At 61.5% G+C, this 15,630-nt stretch carries 17 protein-coding genes; 6 read left to right on the top strand and 11 right to left on the bottom strand.

The features are described from left to right. Window positions 1–93: 93 nt before the first annotated feature. Window positions 94–480 carry a VOC family protein gene (locus VIG32_02410; protein HEY8296856.1) on the top strand — a complete coding sequence of 129 codons (387 nt, stop codon included), beginning with the start codon at window positions 94–96 and terminating at the stop codon, window positions 478–480. After that, window positions 477–875: a DUF1801 domain-containing protein gene (locus VIG32_02415; protein ID HEY8296857.1), complete on the top strand. Its 399-nt coding sequence runs from the start codon at window positions 477–479 to the stop codon at window positions 873–875. The genes VIG32_02410 and VIG32_02415 overlap by 4 nt, the downstream gene beginning before the upstream one ends. Window positions 876–950: 75 nt before the next feature. On the opposite strand, the gene VIG32_02420 is transcribed toward VIG32_02415, so the two are convergent. From VIG32_02420 to VIG32_02435, 4 genes are all read right to left on the bottom strand, one after another. Further along, window positions 951–1,505 carry a hypothetical protein gene (locus VIG32_02420; GenBank protein HEY8296858.1) on the bottom strand — a complete coding sequence of 185 codons (555 nt, stop codon included), beginning with the start codon at window positions 1,503–1,505 and terminating at the stop codon, window positions 951–953. After that, window positions 1,502–1,798, bottom strand: coding sequence for a MarR family transcriptional regulator (locus tag VIG32_02425; GenBank protein HEY8296859.1), 297 nt, complete (start codon window positions 1,796–1,798; stop codon window positions 1,502–1,504). The genes VIG32_02420 and VIG32_02425 overlap by 4 nt, the downstream gene beginning before the upstream one ends. A gap of 202 nt (window positions 1,799–2,000) precedes the next feature. After that, window positions 2,001–2,882, bottom strand: a complete 882-nt coding sequence (locus VIG32_02430) for a hypothetical protein (GenBank protein ID HEY8296860.1) — start codon at window positions 2,880–2,882, stop codon at window positions 2,001–2,003. Window positions 2,883–2,947: 65 nt separating this feature from the next. After that, complete coding sequence (locus tag VIG32_02435) at window positions 2,948–3,763, bottom strand: trypsin-like serine protease (GenBank protein ID HEY8296861.1); 816 nt, start codon at window positions 3,761–3,763, stop codon at window positions 2,948–2,950. Between the two features lie 210 nt (window positions 3,764–3,973). On the opposite strand from VIG32_02435, the gene VIG32_02440 reads away from it, so the two are divergent. Next, the gene (locus VIG32_02440) at window positions 3,974–4,540 is read left to right on the top strand and encodes a DUF1697 domain-containing protein (GenBank protein ID HEY8296862.1); all 567 of its coding nucleotides are present in this window, start codon (window positions 3,974–3,976) and stop codon (window positions 4,538–4,540) included. Here the strand turns inward: VIG32_02440 and VIG32_02445 are convergent. Next, window positions 4,533–4,871 (bottom strand): cupredoxin family copper-binding protein, encoded by a 339-nt coding sequence (locus VIG32_02445; GenBank protein ID HEY8296863.1) that lies wholly within the window; start codon window positions 4,869–4,871, stop codon window positions 4,533–4,535. The two genes, VIG32_02440 and VIG32_02445, sit on opposite strands and share 8 nt — an antisense overlap. A 75-nt stretch (window positions 4,872–4,946) precedes the next feature. Here VIG32_02445 and VIG32_02450 point away from each other — a divergent pair, with 75 nt between their 5' ends. After that, window positions 4,947–5,762 (top strand): YegS/Rv2252/BmrU family lipid kinase, encoded by an 816-nt coding sequence (locus VIG32_02450; GenBank protein ID HEY8296864.1) that lies wholly within the window; start codon window positions 4,947–4,949, stop codon window positions 5,760–5,762. Window positions 5,763–5,792: 30 nt separating this feature from the next. Beyond that, window positions 5,793–6,767 (top strand): aldo/keto reductase family protein, encoded by a 975-nt coding sequence (locus VIG32_02455; GenBank protein ID HEY8296865.1) that lies wholly within the window; start codon window positions 5,793–5,795, stop codon window positions 6,765–6,767. 4 nt (window positions 6,768–6,771) lie between these two features. On the opposite strand, the gene VIG32_02460 is transcribed toward VIG32_02455, so the two are convergent. The 5 genes from VIG32_02460 to VIG32_02480 form a co-directional block, all read right to left on the bottom strand. Continuing rightward, a complete protein-coding gene (locus VIG32_02460; GenBank protein HEY8296866.1) occupies window positions 6,772–7,734 on the bottom strand; it encodes a multicopper oxidase domain-containing protein in 963 nt (320 codons plus the stop codon). Window positions 7,735–7,736: 2 nt separating this feature from the next. Further along, window positions 7,737–8,159 carry a hypothetical protein gene (locus VIG32_02465; GenBank protein ID HEY8296867.1) on the bottom strand — a complete coding sequence of 141 codons (423 nt, stop codon included), beginning with the start codon at window positions 8,157–8,159 and terminating at the stop codon, window positions 7,737–7,739. Between the two features lie 294 nt (window positions 8,160–8,453). After that, complete coding sequence (locus VIG32_02470; protein HEY8296868.1) at window positions 8,454–8,615, bottom strand: hypothetical protein; 162 nt, start codon at window positions 8,613–8,615, stop codon at window positions 8,454–8,456. A 180-nt stretch (window positions 8,616–8,795) separates the two neighbouring features. Beyond that, window positions 8,796–10,286 (bottom strand): MFS transporter, encoded by a 1,491-nt coding sequence (locus VIG32_02475; GenBank protein ID HEY8296869.1) that lies wholly within the window; start codon window positions 10,284–10,286, stop codon window positions 8,796–8,798. Window positions 10,287–10,312: 26 nt separating this feature from the next. Continuing rightward, window positions 10,313–12,565 carry a hypothetical protein gene (locus VIG32_02480; protein HEY8296870.1) on the bottom strand — a complete coding sequence of 751 codons (2,253 nt, stop codon included), beginning with the start codon at window positions 12,563–12,565 and terminating at the stop codon, window positions 10,313–10,315. Window positions 12,566–12,643: 78 nt separating this feature from the next. Here VIG32_02480 and VIG32_02485 point away from each other — a divergent pair, with 78 nt between their 5' ends. Then, window positions 12,644–14,083 (top strand): winged helix-turn-helix domain-containing protein, encoded by a 1,440-nt coding sequence (locus VIG32_02485; protein ID HEY8296871.1) that lies wholly within the window; start codon window positions 12,644–12,646, stop codon window positions 14,081–14,083. Window positions 14,084–14,099: 16 nt separating this feature from the next. Here the strand turns inward: VIG32_02485 and VIG32_02490 are convergent, their stop codons facing one another. After that, window positions 14,100–15,512, bottom strand: coding sequence for an RDD family protein (locus VIG32_02490; GenBank protein ID HEY8296872.1), 1,413 nt, complete (start codon window positions 15,510–15,512; stop codon window positions 14,100–14,102). Between the last annotated feature and the right edge of the window lie 118 nt (window positions 15,513–15,630).

The following is a 15,630-nucleotide window of genomic DNA, read 5'->3' on the forward strand; positions in this document are numbered from 1 at the left end:
AGGCGGGTGGTGAGCGTTCGATGACCGATTGTGCGAGTGCGGCGTTTCACCGCGCTCGATCCGTCATAGTGGTAGAAGGAGTATGAGATCTTGATGGACGTTTCCCTTATCACCTACGCGGTTGCCGACCTGACCAAAGCCAAGCGTTTCTTTGCCGAGCTTATCGGTGCCGATCCGTACGTCGATTCGGCCAGGTACGTCGGCTACAGGAGCGGCGACATGGAAATCGGGCTCGTTCCGGGCGGCGATAAACACGAGCCGATGGCGCTTGCGTATTGGACGGTGAGCGACATCGCAGCGAGCCTGAAGGCGCTCGTAGCCGCGGGCGGTACCGTCGTGCAAGAGATTACCGATGTCGCCTACCGACTGCTGGTCGCGAGCGTTAAAGACCCAACGGTTCGATCGTGGGCTTGCGGCAACCGCCGAAGGGGTAATGGCAAGCGGATGCGATACGATCTATGCAAAAGGGGCGCGAGATGAAGAAGATCGACAACCCGAAAAGCGGTGAGTCTCCCTCCGCGCTCATCGACGCGCGAATCAAGGAGTTGGGCGATTGGAGAGGCGAGACGCTCTCAAAGATCCGCAAACTCATCAAGCGTGCAGACCCCGACGTTGCTGAGGAGTGGAAGTGGCGCGGGGTGCCCGTCTGGTCTCACGACGGACAGATATGCACGGGCGAGACCTACAAGAGCATCGTTAAGCTGACCTTCGCCAAGGGTGCGCGGCTCAAGGATCCGAAGCGGCTGTTCAACTCGAGCCTTGAGGGCAACGTCCGGCGCGCCATCGATCTTCACGAAGGCGATCAGATCGATGAGAGCGCATTCGAGGCGCTCGTTCGCGCGGCCATCGCGCTCAACGAATCGCCCGCTCGCTAGTGCGCTCTCGTCACGAGCTGCGACCGTTGACGACGCCATCATCGATAACGAACGCAGGATGATCCGCACTCTGCACTAGGGTGAACTGGCTAGCGCAACGCGCCGCTCAAACTCAGTGAATTTAGCGAGACTATCCTCGCGCTTAGACCAAGTATGCAACAGATCCATATCGATTGTGTCGATGTACGCGACGGCGACGGCAACGGCGGCGTTGAGCGCGGTGAAGTCGTCCCAGTGGTAGAAGTGCGCTAGGCGGTCGCGCACGCAATCCACAGGCGAAAGAAGTCGCAAGGTCGTTTCTGCGTTCGTAATGGTCGCGGTCTCATGCACGTAGTCGCCGCCGACCGCAAGCGGACCACGTGGAAAGTCGATCGTAAAACTGGTGTCAGGATGCACGAAGATGCGCGATTTTCCGTCACGTTTGAAACCGATGGAAAGGAGCGCGCCGCCGGCATCCTCAAGCGGTTCATCGCCCGGGAGAACGAAATCCGCGTCGTGCGAAGCATAGGCGTGCGGCGCATAAACACTGGCTGCGCTGCCGCCGGTAAGAATGGCGGTAATGCCGCGCGCTTCGAGCGCTTGCGACGCAGCGAAGCATACATCGGCGAGCGTGCTTTCGCGGGTAATCACAGCGGCTTTCCCCGCCGGCGAGGTCGCGTCCGCCGCGATTCCTTGACGATTTGATATTGGCGGTAGCCCTCTGCAAGACGCAGCAAGAGCGCCCGAAGTTCGCGAAAGGCGGGATAGTTCGGATTGAGCGTGACCGTTCGTACCGCGAGCTGGCGGCTAGCGACTATGCCCTCCTCCTCAAGCTTATCGAGCGTTCGCTGGACGGCCGGGATAGTGGACCGAAGGTATCGGCTAATCTCCGCAGGATAGGTCTGCTCGAGGACGGCGATCAGCATGAGTAAGGCTGTCCGCATTCGCGTTCCAAATAGCACTGGGGCAGGCAGCTGCCAGAGTTCTTCTTGATAAAACGATATATCGGACGACATACTGTACTATACCTCCCGGTATACTATACTATCTCGTCCGATATACTGCAAGCTCTGCGATCAGAACCGGGTCGACCCGCCGTCCCGCGACGCTCCACATGCTCCTCGCTGCCCAGACTCGTAATTTCGTTCACCCGTGCCGATCCAGTCGCTGAATTAGGGCGGTGGCGAACCGGTGTGCCGAATCGGGATCGAAGCGCAGGTACAATTCGGGATCGATGAGTTCGAGTTCCATCAGGCGGTCGATGCCATTGGTATCGCGGAGCAGGTCGACGCGCGCATAGAGCGGGCGTTGCGCAAGTACCGCGAGCGCCCGTTCCCCGAGCGCAATCTCTTGCGGTTCTGCGGTCGCCGCCTGGCCGCCGCCGCCGACGTCGGTAAACGGCGCTTTCTGCACCGCGTGCGAGAACCGGCCGTCGATAAAAATGAGGCAGCGCTCGCCGCGATTCAGTATCTCCGGCATGAAAGGCTGGATCAATGCGTCGCGCGTTTCGAGAATCTCGTCGAGCAGATGCTGGCCGTCTTCTACGATCCGTCCTTCGAGATCGTCCGCGCGGTGCGTTTCGTGCGCTGGAAGACCGACGATCGTGGTCATAAACGAACTCGCGGAGATAGCCGGTTTGACGACGACTTGATTCCAGGTGCGTTCTTCCATGATGGCCCGCAGGTCGTGGGTCGCGTGTTGCTCGCACAAAACCGTGTCGGCAATCGGAATGCCGGCGCGCTGCAGCTCGAAGAGATAGCCCTTGTGAGCGTTCCAGCGCACGGTGTCGGGGTCGTTGCACAGGAGCATGGAACTGCCGGCTCGATCGACCCAACCGAGAAACGTTTCCGGGTCGAGATGATAGTTCCAGGGCGAACGCAAGACCAAGGCATCGAGATGCTCGGGGTCGCCTGCGTCCCAGCAGACCGGGCGCACGGCGATGCCGCTTTGCGCGAGTGCCGCGACGACTAAGGCGTCGTCGTCCGTGATGCTCCCAAGCTCCGCAGATGTGATAAAACCGATCGACATGGCGGGGAGCCTTCAATGTGCGGCGTCATTTATCCGTCGCGACAAGCATCGCCTAAGCGTGGAGTTCACTTCATTGTTGAATCAATCCACGTCTTGTAGTGGCTGACGCGAACGTTGTACGTTGTGGTGCCGTAGCGTCCGTCATGAAACGTTCGCGCATCGCCATTGACGAATTTGAAGGAAGCGAGTGCAGCCACTTGCCATTGACCGTGCACGTTTACAAGAACGGGGCCCCCGCTGTCTCCGCTTCCGGCCATGCCTTCGAGTGGAAGCGCTGCGGGCGGCTTTTCGAAGGTGTATGCGAGCCAGCGGGTTTGAACGCTTGAAAGCCGCGTGAACGCTCGACGGAGCGCCGTACGGTGAGACGATCCTGAGCCAAAACCAGTGAGACCTGTGCCCGTCGCGCCTTTGCCGATGATTTCGACGACGTCGCCCACCTGCGCGTCGCCCGTGAATAGTTGCGCGGGCGTTACGTCGCGCGCCGGCGTGGCCAGTTTCAAAAGTGCGATGTCGTTGGACAACAGGTGGAACTTCATCGCCTCCGACGCGTTGCCCGTTTTCAGCGCACTGGCGATAAGCTCGTTGGGGAGATTCTTATATCCCGGGTACACAATCACACGCTCCACCGCGCGTGGGACGCCTTCGATCGTTACTTCTCGTACTTTCATTCCCATGTCCGTCTGCCACGTTACCGCGTGAGCTGCGGTAACGACCCACTGCGGCGCGATCAAAACGCCTTGCCCTTCGTACGGAAGGTCGACCAGCGCCGGAAACGCGGACGCGGCAACTCGATAATTTGTATCGGGTACATCGTCTCGGATGACGATCGCATCAGCGGTGGTTGGTATCAAAAGTAGTAAAACAACGATGAGCCACTTCATTTTACACCTCTTTGCTGCAATGCGACCCCCCACCCGTCCATCTGTGCCCAGTCTCATAATGAGTGACAATCACGAACCAATATCAAAAAGACTTGAATATACAGCGGTCTCAAATGCCCTGATGAGCGGGTTTCGGTCCGCCGAAAATCCGTATGCGATCTCACTACCCTCGCCGAGGCTGCCGCAGTGCTTGGAGCGAATCGGGGCGGAATGGAAGGTACTGCGGTCATCGCGCTTCTTCGCGCGGTCAACGTCGGCGGAACGAAAAAGATCGCCATGTCGGATCTGCGCGCGTTCGCAGAGCAGCTAGGATTCACCGGCGTTCGCACGCTGCTGCAGAGCGGCAATCTGGTCTTTCGAAGCGACGGGCGCTCGAACGACGCGCTGGAGCGCCTATTTGAAGAGCAGGCGAAAGAACGTTTGGGAATCGCGACGCAGTTCTTCGTTCGCTCGAACGCCCAGTGGAAACGCATCGTCGCGCGTAACCCATTTCACGCGCAAGCCGAACGCGATCCGGGTCATCTCGTCGTGCTGAGCCTAAAAGACGCGCCGAGCGCCGCCGCTGCAAAGGCGCTGCAAGCCGCCATTCCCGGCCGCGAACTCGCGCAAGTCGATGGCCAGACCGCCTATATCGTATATCCCGACGGCATCGGCGAGTCTCGTTTAACCGCGACGCTCATCGAACGCCGCCTCGAAACGCACGGTACCGGACGAAACTGGAACACGGTCCTCAAACTCGCGGCCGCTGCGCAAGCGCGGGAGGACGTGCTCACTTAACGTCGATTTCGGCCTTCATGAATTCGTGGTCGTCGCAGTAGTACGTGTAGGTGCCGGCGGCGGTGAAGGTTTTGCTCCACGATGCACCTTGTGCGAGTTCGCCCGAGTTCCAAGAATGGTCGTCGGCGGTTGCGGAGTGTTGGACGCTATCGTCGTTGATCCACTCGACGGTTTGCCCGGATTTGATCGAAACCTTGGCCGGACTAAAGGCGAAATTTTTCATGTGTACGACGATGGCCGGCTTGGCCGCCGCATCGGGGGCCGGTGTTGCGGCGGCTCCCAAAAGCGCAAAGCCCAGCGTGGCGCAGAGAATCGCAGCAAACTGTCTCATACCTCCTCAACGGCCGAGCGCGCACAAAAGTTTGCGCCGGGCGGAGCGGCCGCGGCCAAAGGGGTAAAGAGACCCATGCGTATCCGGCTCATCCTCAACGAAAAGTCCCGGCGCGGCGCCGAGTCGGCCGACGCGGTGCGAACGGCCTTCGGGCAGCGGGGCGTCGAGTTGGCCGAGGACGAGCGCTACGACGCGATCGTGGCGGCCGGAGGCGACGGAACGATCGTCTCGACGATCGCCGCGGCGATCGCGGCCGGGGTGCCGCTTGGGATCGTACCGCTGGGTACGTTCAACGATCTCGCGCGCACGCTCGGCATTCCGCTCGAGGTCGACGCCGCCTGTGCGGCCGTCGCGGCGGGTGCGACCCGTGAAATCGACGTCGGACGCGTCAACGGCGTGTATTTCGTGAACGAAGCGAGCATCGGGCTCTCGACCCGCATCGCCCGCAAGCAGACGCCGGAGGTCAAAAGGCGCTTCGGGTTTTTCGGCGTCGTCGGCACGACCCTGCAGACGCTCGCGCAGCACCGCCCATTCTACGCCCAAGTAGACTACGAACATCGGACCGATCGCTTTCGCACCGTCCAACTCACCGTTGCAAACAGCAATCGCTTCGGCGGGTTGATCGAAGTACCGGGCAGTACGCTCGACGACGGGCTGCTCGATCTTTTTAGCGTTGAGGTCACGAATTGGCTGGGCATCGTGCCGATCGTGCGTTCGGCATTCGCGCGCGACGGCGCGTCGGTTGACGGCCTGCGTCATCGGCGTTCCTCGCGCTTCGTCGTGCGCACTCACCATCCGCACCACGTTAGCGCCGATGGCGAACCCGCCGGGAAGACGCCCGCCATCTTTGAATCGCTCCCGCGCGCAGTTCGAATCATCGTTCCATCCTAAATACCTCGTAAATAAGGAGATCTCGTTTCGATGCAATACCGTACGCTCGGCCAATCGGGCCTCAAACTTTCCGTCGTTGGCCTCGGCTCGTGGCTGACCTACGGCAGCAGCGTCGAGCGCGACATCGCTCGCGCCTGCGTTCTGCGGGCGTGGGAACGCGGCATCAATTTCATCGATACCGCGAACGTGTACGCGCGCGGCGCCGCCGAAGAGGTTTTGGGCCCCGTACTCAAAGAGCTTAACCGCGACGCCCTCGTGCTCGCGACCAAAGTCTATTTCTCGATGGGCGAGACGGTCAACGAGCGCGGTCTTTCTCGCAAACATATCCACGACCAGCTGCATCACTCGCTGCGCCGTCTGCAGGTCGACTACATCGATCTTTACCAATGCCATCGGTACGACACGACCACGCCGCTCGAAGAAACCTGCGAGATGATGAACGACCTCGTGCGGGCCGGTAAGGTGCTCTACTGGGGTACGTCGGAATGGAACGCCGACCAAATCGGCGCGGCCGTCGCACTCTGCCGGGCGCGCGGATGGGCGGTGCCGATCAGTAACCAGCCGCAATACAGCGCGCTTTGGCGCCGTATCGAAGACCGCGTGTTGCCGGTATCCGAACGATACGGCATAGGCAACGTCGTCTGGTCTCCGCTCGCTATGGGGATTCTTACCGGCAAATACACCGATGCGAAAAACCCGCCGTCGGGAACGCGCGCGGCCGGTGCCAATAAAGAAATGATGGAAGACTACTTCACGCAGCCGGTACTCGATGCCGTGCAGCAGCTCAAACCGATTGCAAAGAGCGCCGGCGTCTCGCTCGCGCAGCTCGCGCTTGCGTGGTGCCTGCGCCAACCGGCCGTAACCAGCGTCATCGTCGGCGCAACGAAGGCCGAGCACGTGGACGACAACGCCGCCGCCGGCGATCTACGCCTCGATCCAACCGTGTTCGCGGAAGTCGATCGCATCCTGCAGCCGGTCGCCCCGCACGAGCCCTACGTAAGCTGAAAGGCTAGTGCGCGTCGAAGGCCCCCATCGCGCCGGCATCCGCGTCGCCGAACGAATGCGTTACAAACGGATACCTACTGGCCTGTTGCACGGTAAATTCGGCCATCGCACCGTCGCCGGGGGCGATCGTCACCGTTTGCAGGCCATGCATGGTGTTTTCCGGGTTGCCTCCAACGGCAACCCGGTCGAAGATGGTGCCTACGACGTGAAACGCGGAAAAGTGTGAGGGACCGGCATTGACGATAAAGAGCCGTACCAACTTGCCGACGCCCACGGGCAACGGGCGGCGCATGTATTGAAAAGCCGAGCCGTTAAATTCTACGACGTCGGGCATCGAACTCTTCATTTTTTGCATATCCCCAACGTATTGGTTCGGGTGTCCCTCAAGCGCGTGCGTGTAGAACTCGCTTTGCAATAACACGTAGGCCCGCGCGTCGGGGCCCCAGCCGTCTTTTGGATCGACCACGACCGCACCATACATCCCGTTGCTGATGTGGGCCAAGACCGGCGGCGTTCCACAGTGGTAGAGGAACACGCCCGGGTATCTTGCGACCCACGAATAATGGATGGTTTGTCCCGGAGCGATCGTTTGATACGCGATGTCCGCGGGAGCGAGCGCGGAGTGAAAATCGATCGAATGCCCCATCATCGATTTATTCGTCAACGACACGTTGATCTGTTGGCCCACGCGCGCGTGAACCACCGGTCCGGGAACCGTTCCATTGAACGTCCACGCATGATAGTTCAGTCCAGGGGCAATCTCGATCGTCCGATCCAGCAAAACGAGATTGACGTTAAGGTCTCCGTCTGCCAGCGGCGGAAGTTGTGACGGGTCCCCCGACTGAGTGGGCCTCGAAACGGACGAGGTCTGCGACACAACCGCGTGAACCTGCGGCACGCTAACGTCACTTCGATGCGCGCTGCATCCGGTTAGGAGCGCCGCTACGGCCAGTGCGAGCGCGCGCATCTTCACGATTTCCTCGGCGAAAGCGGAACGCGGTCGCGGTCCCACTCGCGTTCTACGTGTCGTGCTAGCGCATCGACGAGACGCTGGAGCGTCCGATGCGCGAGAAATCGACCAACGATTGCGTCGAACGCACGCCCGAATGCGCGCAATGGCGGTTCGTACGTGCCGGAAATCGTCAGCATCGCACCTTGGTAGTGAGGGCGAACGGTCACGAACCCGTCAAAGAGCGGGAACCATGGCCGGCGCGGCGTCCAGGTAAGCTCCAGCGCATCGTGCCGGCGCACATCGTCTGTAAGGTCGTCAACCGCGCGCGTTCCCGGCTCCACGGCGGCGGCAACGGCCGCAATCGGGGAGATGCTAAATCCGCGATCCCCTTCAAAAAACGATCCCGAGAATTCGATGACGCCCGAAAAGGGGCAGCGCACCAGCGAGTGAGCTTCGACGGCCCGCGAATTCCGTTGGAGGGCATCTGCATGAACCATTGCGTTTTCCTTTTCATGCCCCTTCGCCGGGCTGCGCCACTACTCCGCGCCGCTACGGCGCGATAAAAAGAACACCCGATGATGGTGGAGGCCATCATCGGGTGTTCTTTTTGCACTCTACGAGGTTAGGAGTCGAACGGGCGGATCCGGTGGAGGACGTTTCCGCCCGTTTTCATCACGCATTCGTAGTATGCGTGTGAAATCTTAGGCCCGGCTGTAAAAGAGCTTAAGTTTTGCTTAATTCCAGCTCTTGATGATGCCGGACGAGCTGTTGACTTTTGGTCCCCAGCCGCCGAACGTGCCGGTGCTCACCGTCGTGATGACGTGCGTGAACGTTATCGTCGGCCGTTCTTGTTTATCGGTCGCTTGCGAAGCTTGCGGCTTCGATGCGGTACTCACAGTTTTACCCTTTTCTTTTTGTTATTACGCGGAACGCAACACCCTGCGCTCCGTTTCTCAGACTACACCCGTTACTACGCGGCACATATGATTTTTGTTTCATGCGACGTTTCTCACACGATCGTACGCGTGCAATCGTTATAACGATTGTTCAGCGCACCGTGAAAGAAAGTGTCATACTCACGGTGTTTTACCGCGTATCGCGACCAGGCTAATAACCGCACCGACGCCGGCAAACACCGCGCACGCAAGTGCGACGAAAACGAACCCGTCCGCATACGCGCTGCGGACGATGATGCCGAGGCGCGGGTCGGTAAACCGGGCGGCGGAGAGGCGAATGCGTTGCGCGTCGATTGCGGAGCGCTGGACGCGAGTGAGATGCGCCGCGTTCGCGCGCCGATCGAGTCCGGCGTTGAACCCTTGCCAGAGCACCGCGCCGAGGGCCGCGACGGCGAGCAGTCCGGCGATGCGCGAAACGGCGCTATTGATTCCCGAAGCCGTCCCCATGCGCTCTTGCGAGACCGAATCCATCACCGTCGTCGTGAGCGGCGCGACGATGATCCCCATGCCGACGCCGAGCAGCGCGATCGCCGGGAAGAAACTGCTCCAATAGCTGACGTTCCGTTCGAGCAGGCCGAATGCGATAAAAGCGACCGTCATGACGAGCGTTCCCGCCGCCAGCATGGCGCGCGGCCCGAAACGCGGCAGCATCGCCCCCGCGGGTCTCGAAAGAACGAAAAGCACCAGGACGAACGGCAGCATGCCGAGACCGGTCGCGGTGGCGCTGTACCCGTGGACTTGAATCATGAGAAACGGAAGAAAGTAGAGCGAGCCGCCGAGCGCCGCGTAGACGAGCAACGTTACCGCGTTAACCCCCGCAAACGTCGACGACGCAAAGAGCGCGAGCGGAACGATTGGATTGTGCGCCCGGCGTTCGACGAAGAAGAATGCCGCGAGGGCTAACGCGCCGCCGCACATCGCAAGAATCACGCGCGGCGAACTCCACGATTCGAGTGGCGCCACGATCAAGGCGTAGACGACTCCGGCCAGACCGGCGGTCACCAAAACCGAGCCCGGCAGGTCGAGCGCTCCGCGAGCTTGGGTATCGCGACTCTCGTCCACCGCGTGCAGGGTTGCGCCGAGGACGATCGCTGCGAGCGGGACGTTGATGAAGTAGACCGCCCGCCAGCTGAAGTGATCGACCAATACGCCGCCAAGCACGGGGCCGATCGTCGTAGCGATCGCGGTCAGCGCCGACCACGTGCCGATCGCCGCGCCGCGCTCCTCACCCTCGAAATGAGCGCTCAACAACGCGAGACTCGCGGGCGCGAGCAGCATACCGCCGATACCCTGAAGCACGCGCGCGGCAATGGCCACGTTCATGCTCGATGCCAGCCCGCACCAAATCGATGCGAGCGTGAAGATCGCGACGCCGATGAGGAAGACTCGCCGGCGTCCGTAGCGATCGCCGAGCGCGCCGCCCAAGAGCATCAGCGCGCCGAGCGCGATGGCATAGGCTTCGACGATCCATTGCGCGTCGCTGGCGCTTGCGTGAAATTGTTCTTGCATCGCCGGCAACGCCAGCGAGACGACCGTGCCGTCCACGAAGACGAGACTCGATCCTAAGATCGTCGCGAGCAAAATCCAAAATCGCCCCCGTCGCGCCGTCATGGGGCTCACAACCGCGGCCCGAATCCTCAGGTTCCGGTATCGCCCCCAAAATGGAAGATGTATTTGGCGATGACGCGGTCGAGGGTCGTATAGCTGGCGGGGGTTCCGAAGTTAACGAAGAGCTCGTTACCATTGACGAAGCGCCGATGAAATGCAAAGGCGACGTTGGTTCCGGGCCGCGGTACGAAACCGCCCAAGCCGTTAACGCTGCGCAGGGAGAGCGTGAGGTTCGTATCGGCGCCTAGCTGCGCGCCGATCGATACCCGCCGCAGCCATTGCGAATCGAGCGCGCCGGTCGCGAGCGAGCGTTCGTAGCTGCCGTCGTACTCGAGGCCCAACGAGAGAATTCGCCCGATCGGGCGCGAGGTGCTCAACGTGTACAGATGCAGATTATTGTCCCCGAAGCGGCCGTAGTTGACCGACGCATCGATGGGCGTGGGGGTGCCGTCGCGGTAGCCGACTGGGATAGCCATGAGATTAAATGCCACGTCGCGTCCGCAGAAGTACGACGGAAAACCCGTAAAGAACGTTCGCGGTAAGGCCGGATCGGCACAGGTCGTATGCGCCCCCGCCGGATCGAGGATCGAATAGCTGCGTAACTCGCTAATCGTCGGTCCGGCACCGTTGATCGAGAACCCGTTCTTGAAGGTCGCGTTGAAAAACGCGCCGGCGTCGGCCTGATGGACGGCGCCCGACCGATCGAGATAGCGGTCCGCCGTCATGAAGAGCGTATAGTTCTTCACCTGCGGCGTCGTGCCGACGAAATTCACATATCCGCCGAACCCGCGAATATCCGAGTTGGTCGTGAAACCGTCGAGCGGATTGTAATTCGGCGAGAGGTCGGCGTAGCCGAGATTGACTTCGTAGTTCGGTTTATGAACGTCCACGAAACCGTTGCTGCTGGCGGCAACGCCCTGCGGCACCCACGAACCGCGCTCGATTGCGTGATCCACCCCGTAGACGAGGCCGGTCTTGTTGTTGCGTCCGCCCACGCCGAATTCGGTGGTGGCGTCATCGCCGAACGAACTGTGATGTGCGAGCACGCCGTCGGCCCAGTAGAGAAAGGTGCGATCCGGCAGCGAGTGTTTGTATCCGTAGGCCGTGTCGTCGAACGTATTGCCGGTCGTTTGATCGTAGCCGCGAAAATTCAGCACGCCGAAGGACTGTCGTCCGAACGTGCCTTCAATTTTTTCACCCCGATCGAACGGTCCGACGCCGGGCGAATAAAAGACCGAGTTTTGCGGGCCGAGGAAGCCGCCCAGGGGCACGCTGTTGGCGTTGATGAAGGTCGCGCCTTGCGAGAAGAACGGCCGGTACTCTTGGAGGTTTCGCCGGAACTCTTGCGGGGCGATCGTCTGCTGATCGATTTCGACGTTCGAAAAATCCGGACTGAGCGTGCCAACGAAGTTGATCGTGTTGGTCAGCGGTACGCTCAGGTCCACGCCGGCCGTGCGCACGGTCTGGTACCGAAACGAGCCGTCGGCCTGCGCGAATTGCGAGCGGTCGAACCCGGCGCTCTCGAGCCCGTAGATCTCCGCCCGCGGTTTCGGCCGCGCCGCTTTTCCGCGCCCGCCGAGCGTCAGGCCTTCCCACGCCGGCCAGAAGCGAGCGTCGGCGAATTGCGGCCAGGCGTTGCCGACCGGGCCGTCCTGCATGATGCCGTTGTAGGCCCAGGTATAGTGCTCGCCAACGGCCGCGAGATTCCGCAGGAAGTTGATGCGCCAGGTCTGAGGCGAGCCCGTGTGGATGCGTAGGGCGTCGAGCGGGATGATCAGCACGGCGTCCCAGGCGCCGCCATGGATGCTTCCCGTTGCGATCCAGGCGGGCCGGTAGCGCGCGTTCTCGCTTGCCTGCTCGTAACGAACCCCGCGCGGCGTGGCCTCGAAGAAGTAGCTCTGCGATCCGTTTCCGCTCGTATCGATGCCGATTCCAACGAAATCGTCGAGGCCGAAGCCGACGTCGTTGGTGGTCTGAGTCGCGACGATTGGGGTGCCCGCCTGTTCGCAGTGAAACCCGACGTAGAGATACCGGTCGTCGTACTCAAGCGAGACGGTGGTCGTATGGCCGGCCGCCGCGCGCGTAGTGAGATTTTCGAAGCCGCCCTTGAGGTCTACCCGACCGGCCGCCCAGGCCGGATCGGCCTGCGCCGGATCGGCCGGCAAGGGGTGCGCGGCCTTGACGCCCGCGAATTGGGTAGCGTCCGACGCGAAGGCTCCCGCCCGGACGGTGAAACCGAGAACCAGTACGGCCGTAGTTAGAAGAGACAAGATCGATCGCATCGTGTATGAGTCTAACCGCAAACCGCGAACGACCGTCTTGAGAAATCCATCAAAAAAACGATAAAGCTGAGGCGCTCCATGAGCATCTACGAATTCGGTCCTTTTCGATTAGACGCGCAGCGATTGTTGCTCGTTCACCAAGGCGATCCGCTCGCTTTGGGCCCGAAAGTCGTGGAGACGCTCCTCGCGCTCGTCGAGCATCCGGGCGACGTGCTTTCCAAAACTGAATTGCTCGATCGCGTTTGGCCCGATGGTTTTGTCGAAGAAGCAAATCTCGCGCAAAACATCTACGTCATTCGCAAAACACTCAAATCGCTGTGGGCATTCGACGCGATCGCCACGGTTCCGCGTCGCGGCTATCGGTTCGTGGCACCCGTTAGTTCCGTAGAGCGCACCGAGGCGCGCGCGCCCGAACCCGAACTGCCGGTCGTAAAAAAAGCCGATCCGGCGCCGCTTCGCCGATACGCATTCGCCGCGCTGGCGCTGGTCGTGGCGGGCCTCGTGACGCTCGGCGGTTTGGCCGTCGGCCATGCCCGCAGCAACGGCTACGTGCAGCCGACCCTCTCCGCCGACGGCGCGCGATTGTATGCAATGGGCCGCTATTACTGGAACCTGCGCACGCGAACCGGCGTGCGAACCAGCTTGCGTTACTTCGCCAACGTCACCAAGACCGATCCACGCAACGCGCTTGGCTATGCGGCGCTGGCGGATGCGAATGCGATCGTCGGCGACTATGGATACGGCACGCGCTCGCACGCGTTCTATCTCCAAAAGGCTCGAGCGTTTGCCGACCGCGCGTTGGCGGTCGACAATCGCTCCGCGCAGGCGCACGCATCGCTCGGCCTGATCGACGATCGGCTAATGAAGGGCGACGACGCGCAGCGGGAATACCGTGCCGCCATCGCGCTGGACCCCGACTACGCGCCGGCGCACCAGTGGTACGGCATCTCCCTGTTGATACAAGGGCGCAGCGATCTCGCGTACGAGCAACTCACGACCGCATCGAAACTCGATCCGCTTTCGGTCGCTACCATCGATTGGCTGGCGCAAGCGGCGTATTTGACGCGGCACTACGGCCCGGCGATTGCCTACGCGCATCAAACCCTCGATCTCTCGCCGCAGCGCCTCGACGCCTACGAAGTGATGGGCTTGGCGTATGAAGCGAAGGGCCAGTACGCGCAGGCCGTCGGCGCATACAAGACCTTCGGCAGGCTCGCGCGGCAGCGCAGCGAAGCGGCGGCGCTTCTGGCGCACACGTATGCGGCGATGCACCGTTTTAGCGACGCGCGCGCGGAGCTAAAGATCGCGCAGTCCGCCGTCGGCGGTCGCGCCGGTGCCGATCCGGAAGACGTCGTGATGGCGTTTATCGCGATGGGGCAGCGCGACGAAGCGCTTCGATTGTTAGAGAACGAGACGCGCCGCTATCGCGACGACAAGGCGCTCATCGCTTTGGATCCGCGCATGGATCCGGTGCGAGGCGACTCGCGCTTTCGTGCCTACACGGAGAACCCGGCCTAGCGCGTCGAGCGAGCCGTCATTTCATTCGCGCCAGGACCCGTTCGTTCTTAATCAAGCGAGTTCCGGAGAGTTTGTCGTGCAGGTAGACGCGCGAGAACGGGCTGAGCGGAATGATGATCCAGAAGAACAGCGTGGCGACGACGTAGCGCCAGATGGTCTGCCACGGCAACGGCTTGCCGAAATCGCGACGGACGACGCGCAGCCCCGAGATCATCATCCCCGGCGTCTGCCCGACGATCGCAACGAGCAAAATAAAATACAGCGGCATGAGTGCGGGACCCGTGACCGCATGGACGATCGCCGGAACTTGCAGCCAGCCGATGTGCCATGCATCGCTCGGCTTGGCGGTGTCCTTTACGATCACGCCGTTTGGGCCAACGATGACCGGACCCAGATCTGCGGTCTGCGAACTCGTCGAACGGGCGTGTTTGGCGGTCGAGGTCGTGGCCGGTGCCTCGGTTTGTTCGTGACGCACTTGCGTGATGCCCGAGCCGACGGTCTGCACGAGCGCCAAAACGACGATCGAGTCGACGGCGAAGGCCGCCAGCCGCCGCCACCAACCCGCGCAATCCTTGCGCTCGACGCGAAGCGCGCCGGTTTGTGGGAGCGCCGGCGGCTCCTCCGGCGTCTCGCGCAAGAACCACTCTTCGTGAACGCGATAGAGATGCGAATCGATAAACCAGCGCATGGCGTCGATTCGGTGCGTGGCATACGGCATGGCTCCTAGCCACTCGCCCCAGCGCAGCACTTGATCGGCCATAACGTCGCGGTGCTGCTCGGCAAAACGAGCGTAGTCGATCTTCCGGCCGAACTTACTAAACGACGCGATCGCGATGGCACGCATCGCGGCGTCGAGCGATCCGCAGCACAGCAAACCGACGCGATCGCACGTCAATTCGGCACGGCGCAGAAACGCGCCGAAGATGACGGCCACGATCGGATTTTCGTTCCCGTTAACCGAGAGCAGCGAGGTAAAACGCGTGTGTCCCGATGCGATGTGGCCGAGCTCGCGCCCGATCATAAACGTCATCTCGTCATCGCGAAAGTGTTCGATCCAGGTTGAAGAGATGATGAGCGAATACGGTTCGCCGAGTCCGACCGCAACGACGGGCACGAGATAGTCCTCACGCACGAAGACCATCGGTAGCGGCAACTCCAAAGCCGCCGCGCAGCGCTTCACTATGCCGAAGAGTTCGGGGTACTGCGCCTCGTGAATTCGCACGCTGCTGCCCACGAGCCGGCCGCGCGCGAGCGTCAGATAGAGCATCGCACCTACGAGGAAGAGCGCTACCTGCGAGATGCCGAGTTCCTCGTGAATGAAGAAGCCGATCAGCCCGGCCGCGGGCAGCGCCAGCAGCAGCGTAACGACGAAGGCGGTGCGCTCGCCGCGAAAGACGAGCGAGGCCGGACCCGAGAAAAGCTCGCGCACGTTAGGCTTCTCACGGCTCCGAGCGCTCGTTTCCTTCATCGTCTCGAGCGGAGGGGCTTGACGGCCGCATAAATCATGCTATTATACTAGTGTACTAGTACAACAGCACGTTGGTATG

The sequence above is a fragment of the Candidatus Baltobacteraceae bacterium genome, assembly GCA_036559195.1.
Lineage (GTDB): Bacteria > Vulcanimicrobiota > Vulcanimicrobiia > Vulcanimicrobiales > Vulcanimicrobiaceae > JALYTZ01.

What these genes read in the sequence shown, in the direction of transcription:
- VIG32_02440 (HEY8296862.1), top strand. Translation starts at nt 3,974, where the DNA reads ATGGAAGGTACTGCGGTCATCGCGCTTCTTCGCGCGGTCAACGTCGGC.
- VIG32_02445 (HEY8296863.1), bottom strand. Translation starts at nt 4,871, where the DNA reads ATGAGACAGTTTGCTGCGATTCTCTGCGCCACGCTGGGCTTTGCGCTT.
- VIG32_02415 (HEY8296857.1), top strand. Translation starts at nt 477, where the DNA reads ATGAAGAAGATCGACAACCCGAAAAGCGGTGAGTCTCCCTCCGCGCTC.
- VIG32_02475 (HEY8296869.1), bottom strand. Translation starts at nt 10,286, where the DNA reads ATGACGGCGCGACGGGGGCGATTTTGGATTTTGCTCGCGACGATCTTA.
- VIG32_02430 (HEY8296860.1), bottom strand. Translation starts at nt 2,882, where the DNA reads ATGTCGATCGGTTTTATCACATCTGCGGAGCTTGGGAGCATCACGGAC.
- VIG32_02455 (HEY8296865.1), top strand. Translation starts at nt 5,793, where the DNA reads ATGCAATACCGTACGCTCGGCCAATCGGGCCTCAAACTTTCCGTCGTT.
- VIG32_02435 (HEY8296861.1), bottom strand. Translation starts at nt 3,763, where the DNA reads ATGAAGTGGCTCATCGTTGTTTTACTACTTTTGATACCAACCACCGCT.
- VIG32_02480 (HEY8296870.1), bottom strand. Translation starts at nt 12,565, where the DNA reads ATGCGATCGATCTTGTCTCTTCTAACTACGGCCGTACTGGTTCTCGGT.
- VIG32_02460 (HEY8296866.1), bottom strand. Translation starts at nt 7,734, where the DNA reads ATGCGCGCGCTCGCACTGGCCGTAGCGGCGCTCCTAACCGGATGCAGC.
- VIG32_02450 (HEY8296864.1), top strand. Translation starts at nt 4,947, where the DNA reads ATGCGTATCCGGCTCATCCTCAACGAAAAGTCCCGGCGCGGCGCCGAG.
- VIG32_02425 (HEY8296859.1), bottom strand. Translation starts at nt 1,798, where the DNA reads ATGCGGACAGCCTTACTCATGCTGATCGCCGTCCTCGAGCAGACCTAT.
- VIG32_02485 (HEY8296871.1), top strand. Translation starts at nt 12,644, where the DNA reads ATGAGCATCTACGAATTCGGTCCTTTTCGATTAGACGCGCAGCGATTG.
- VIG32_02410 (HEY8296856.1), top strand. Translation starts at nt 94, where the DNA reads ATGGACGTTTCCCTTATCACCTACGCGGTTGCCGACCTGACCAAAGCC.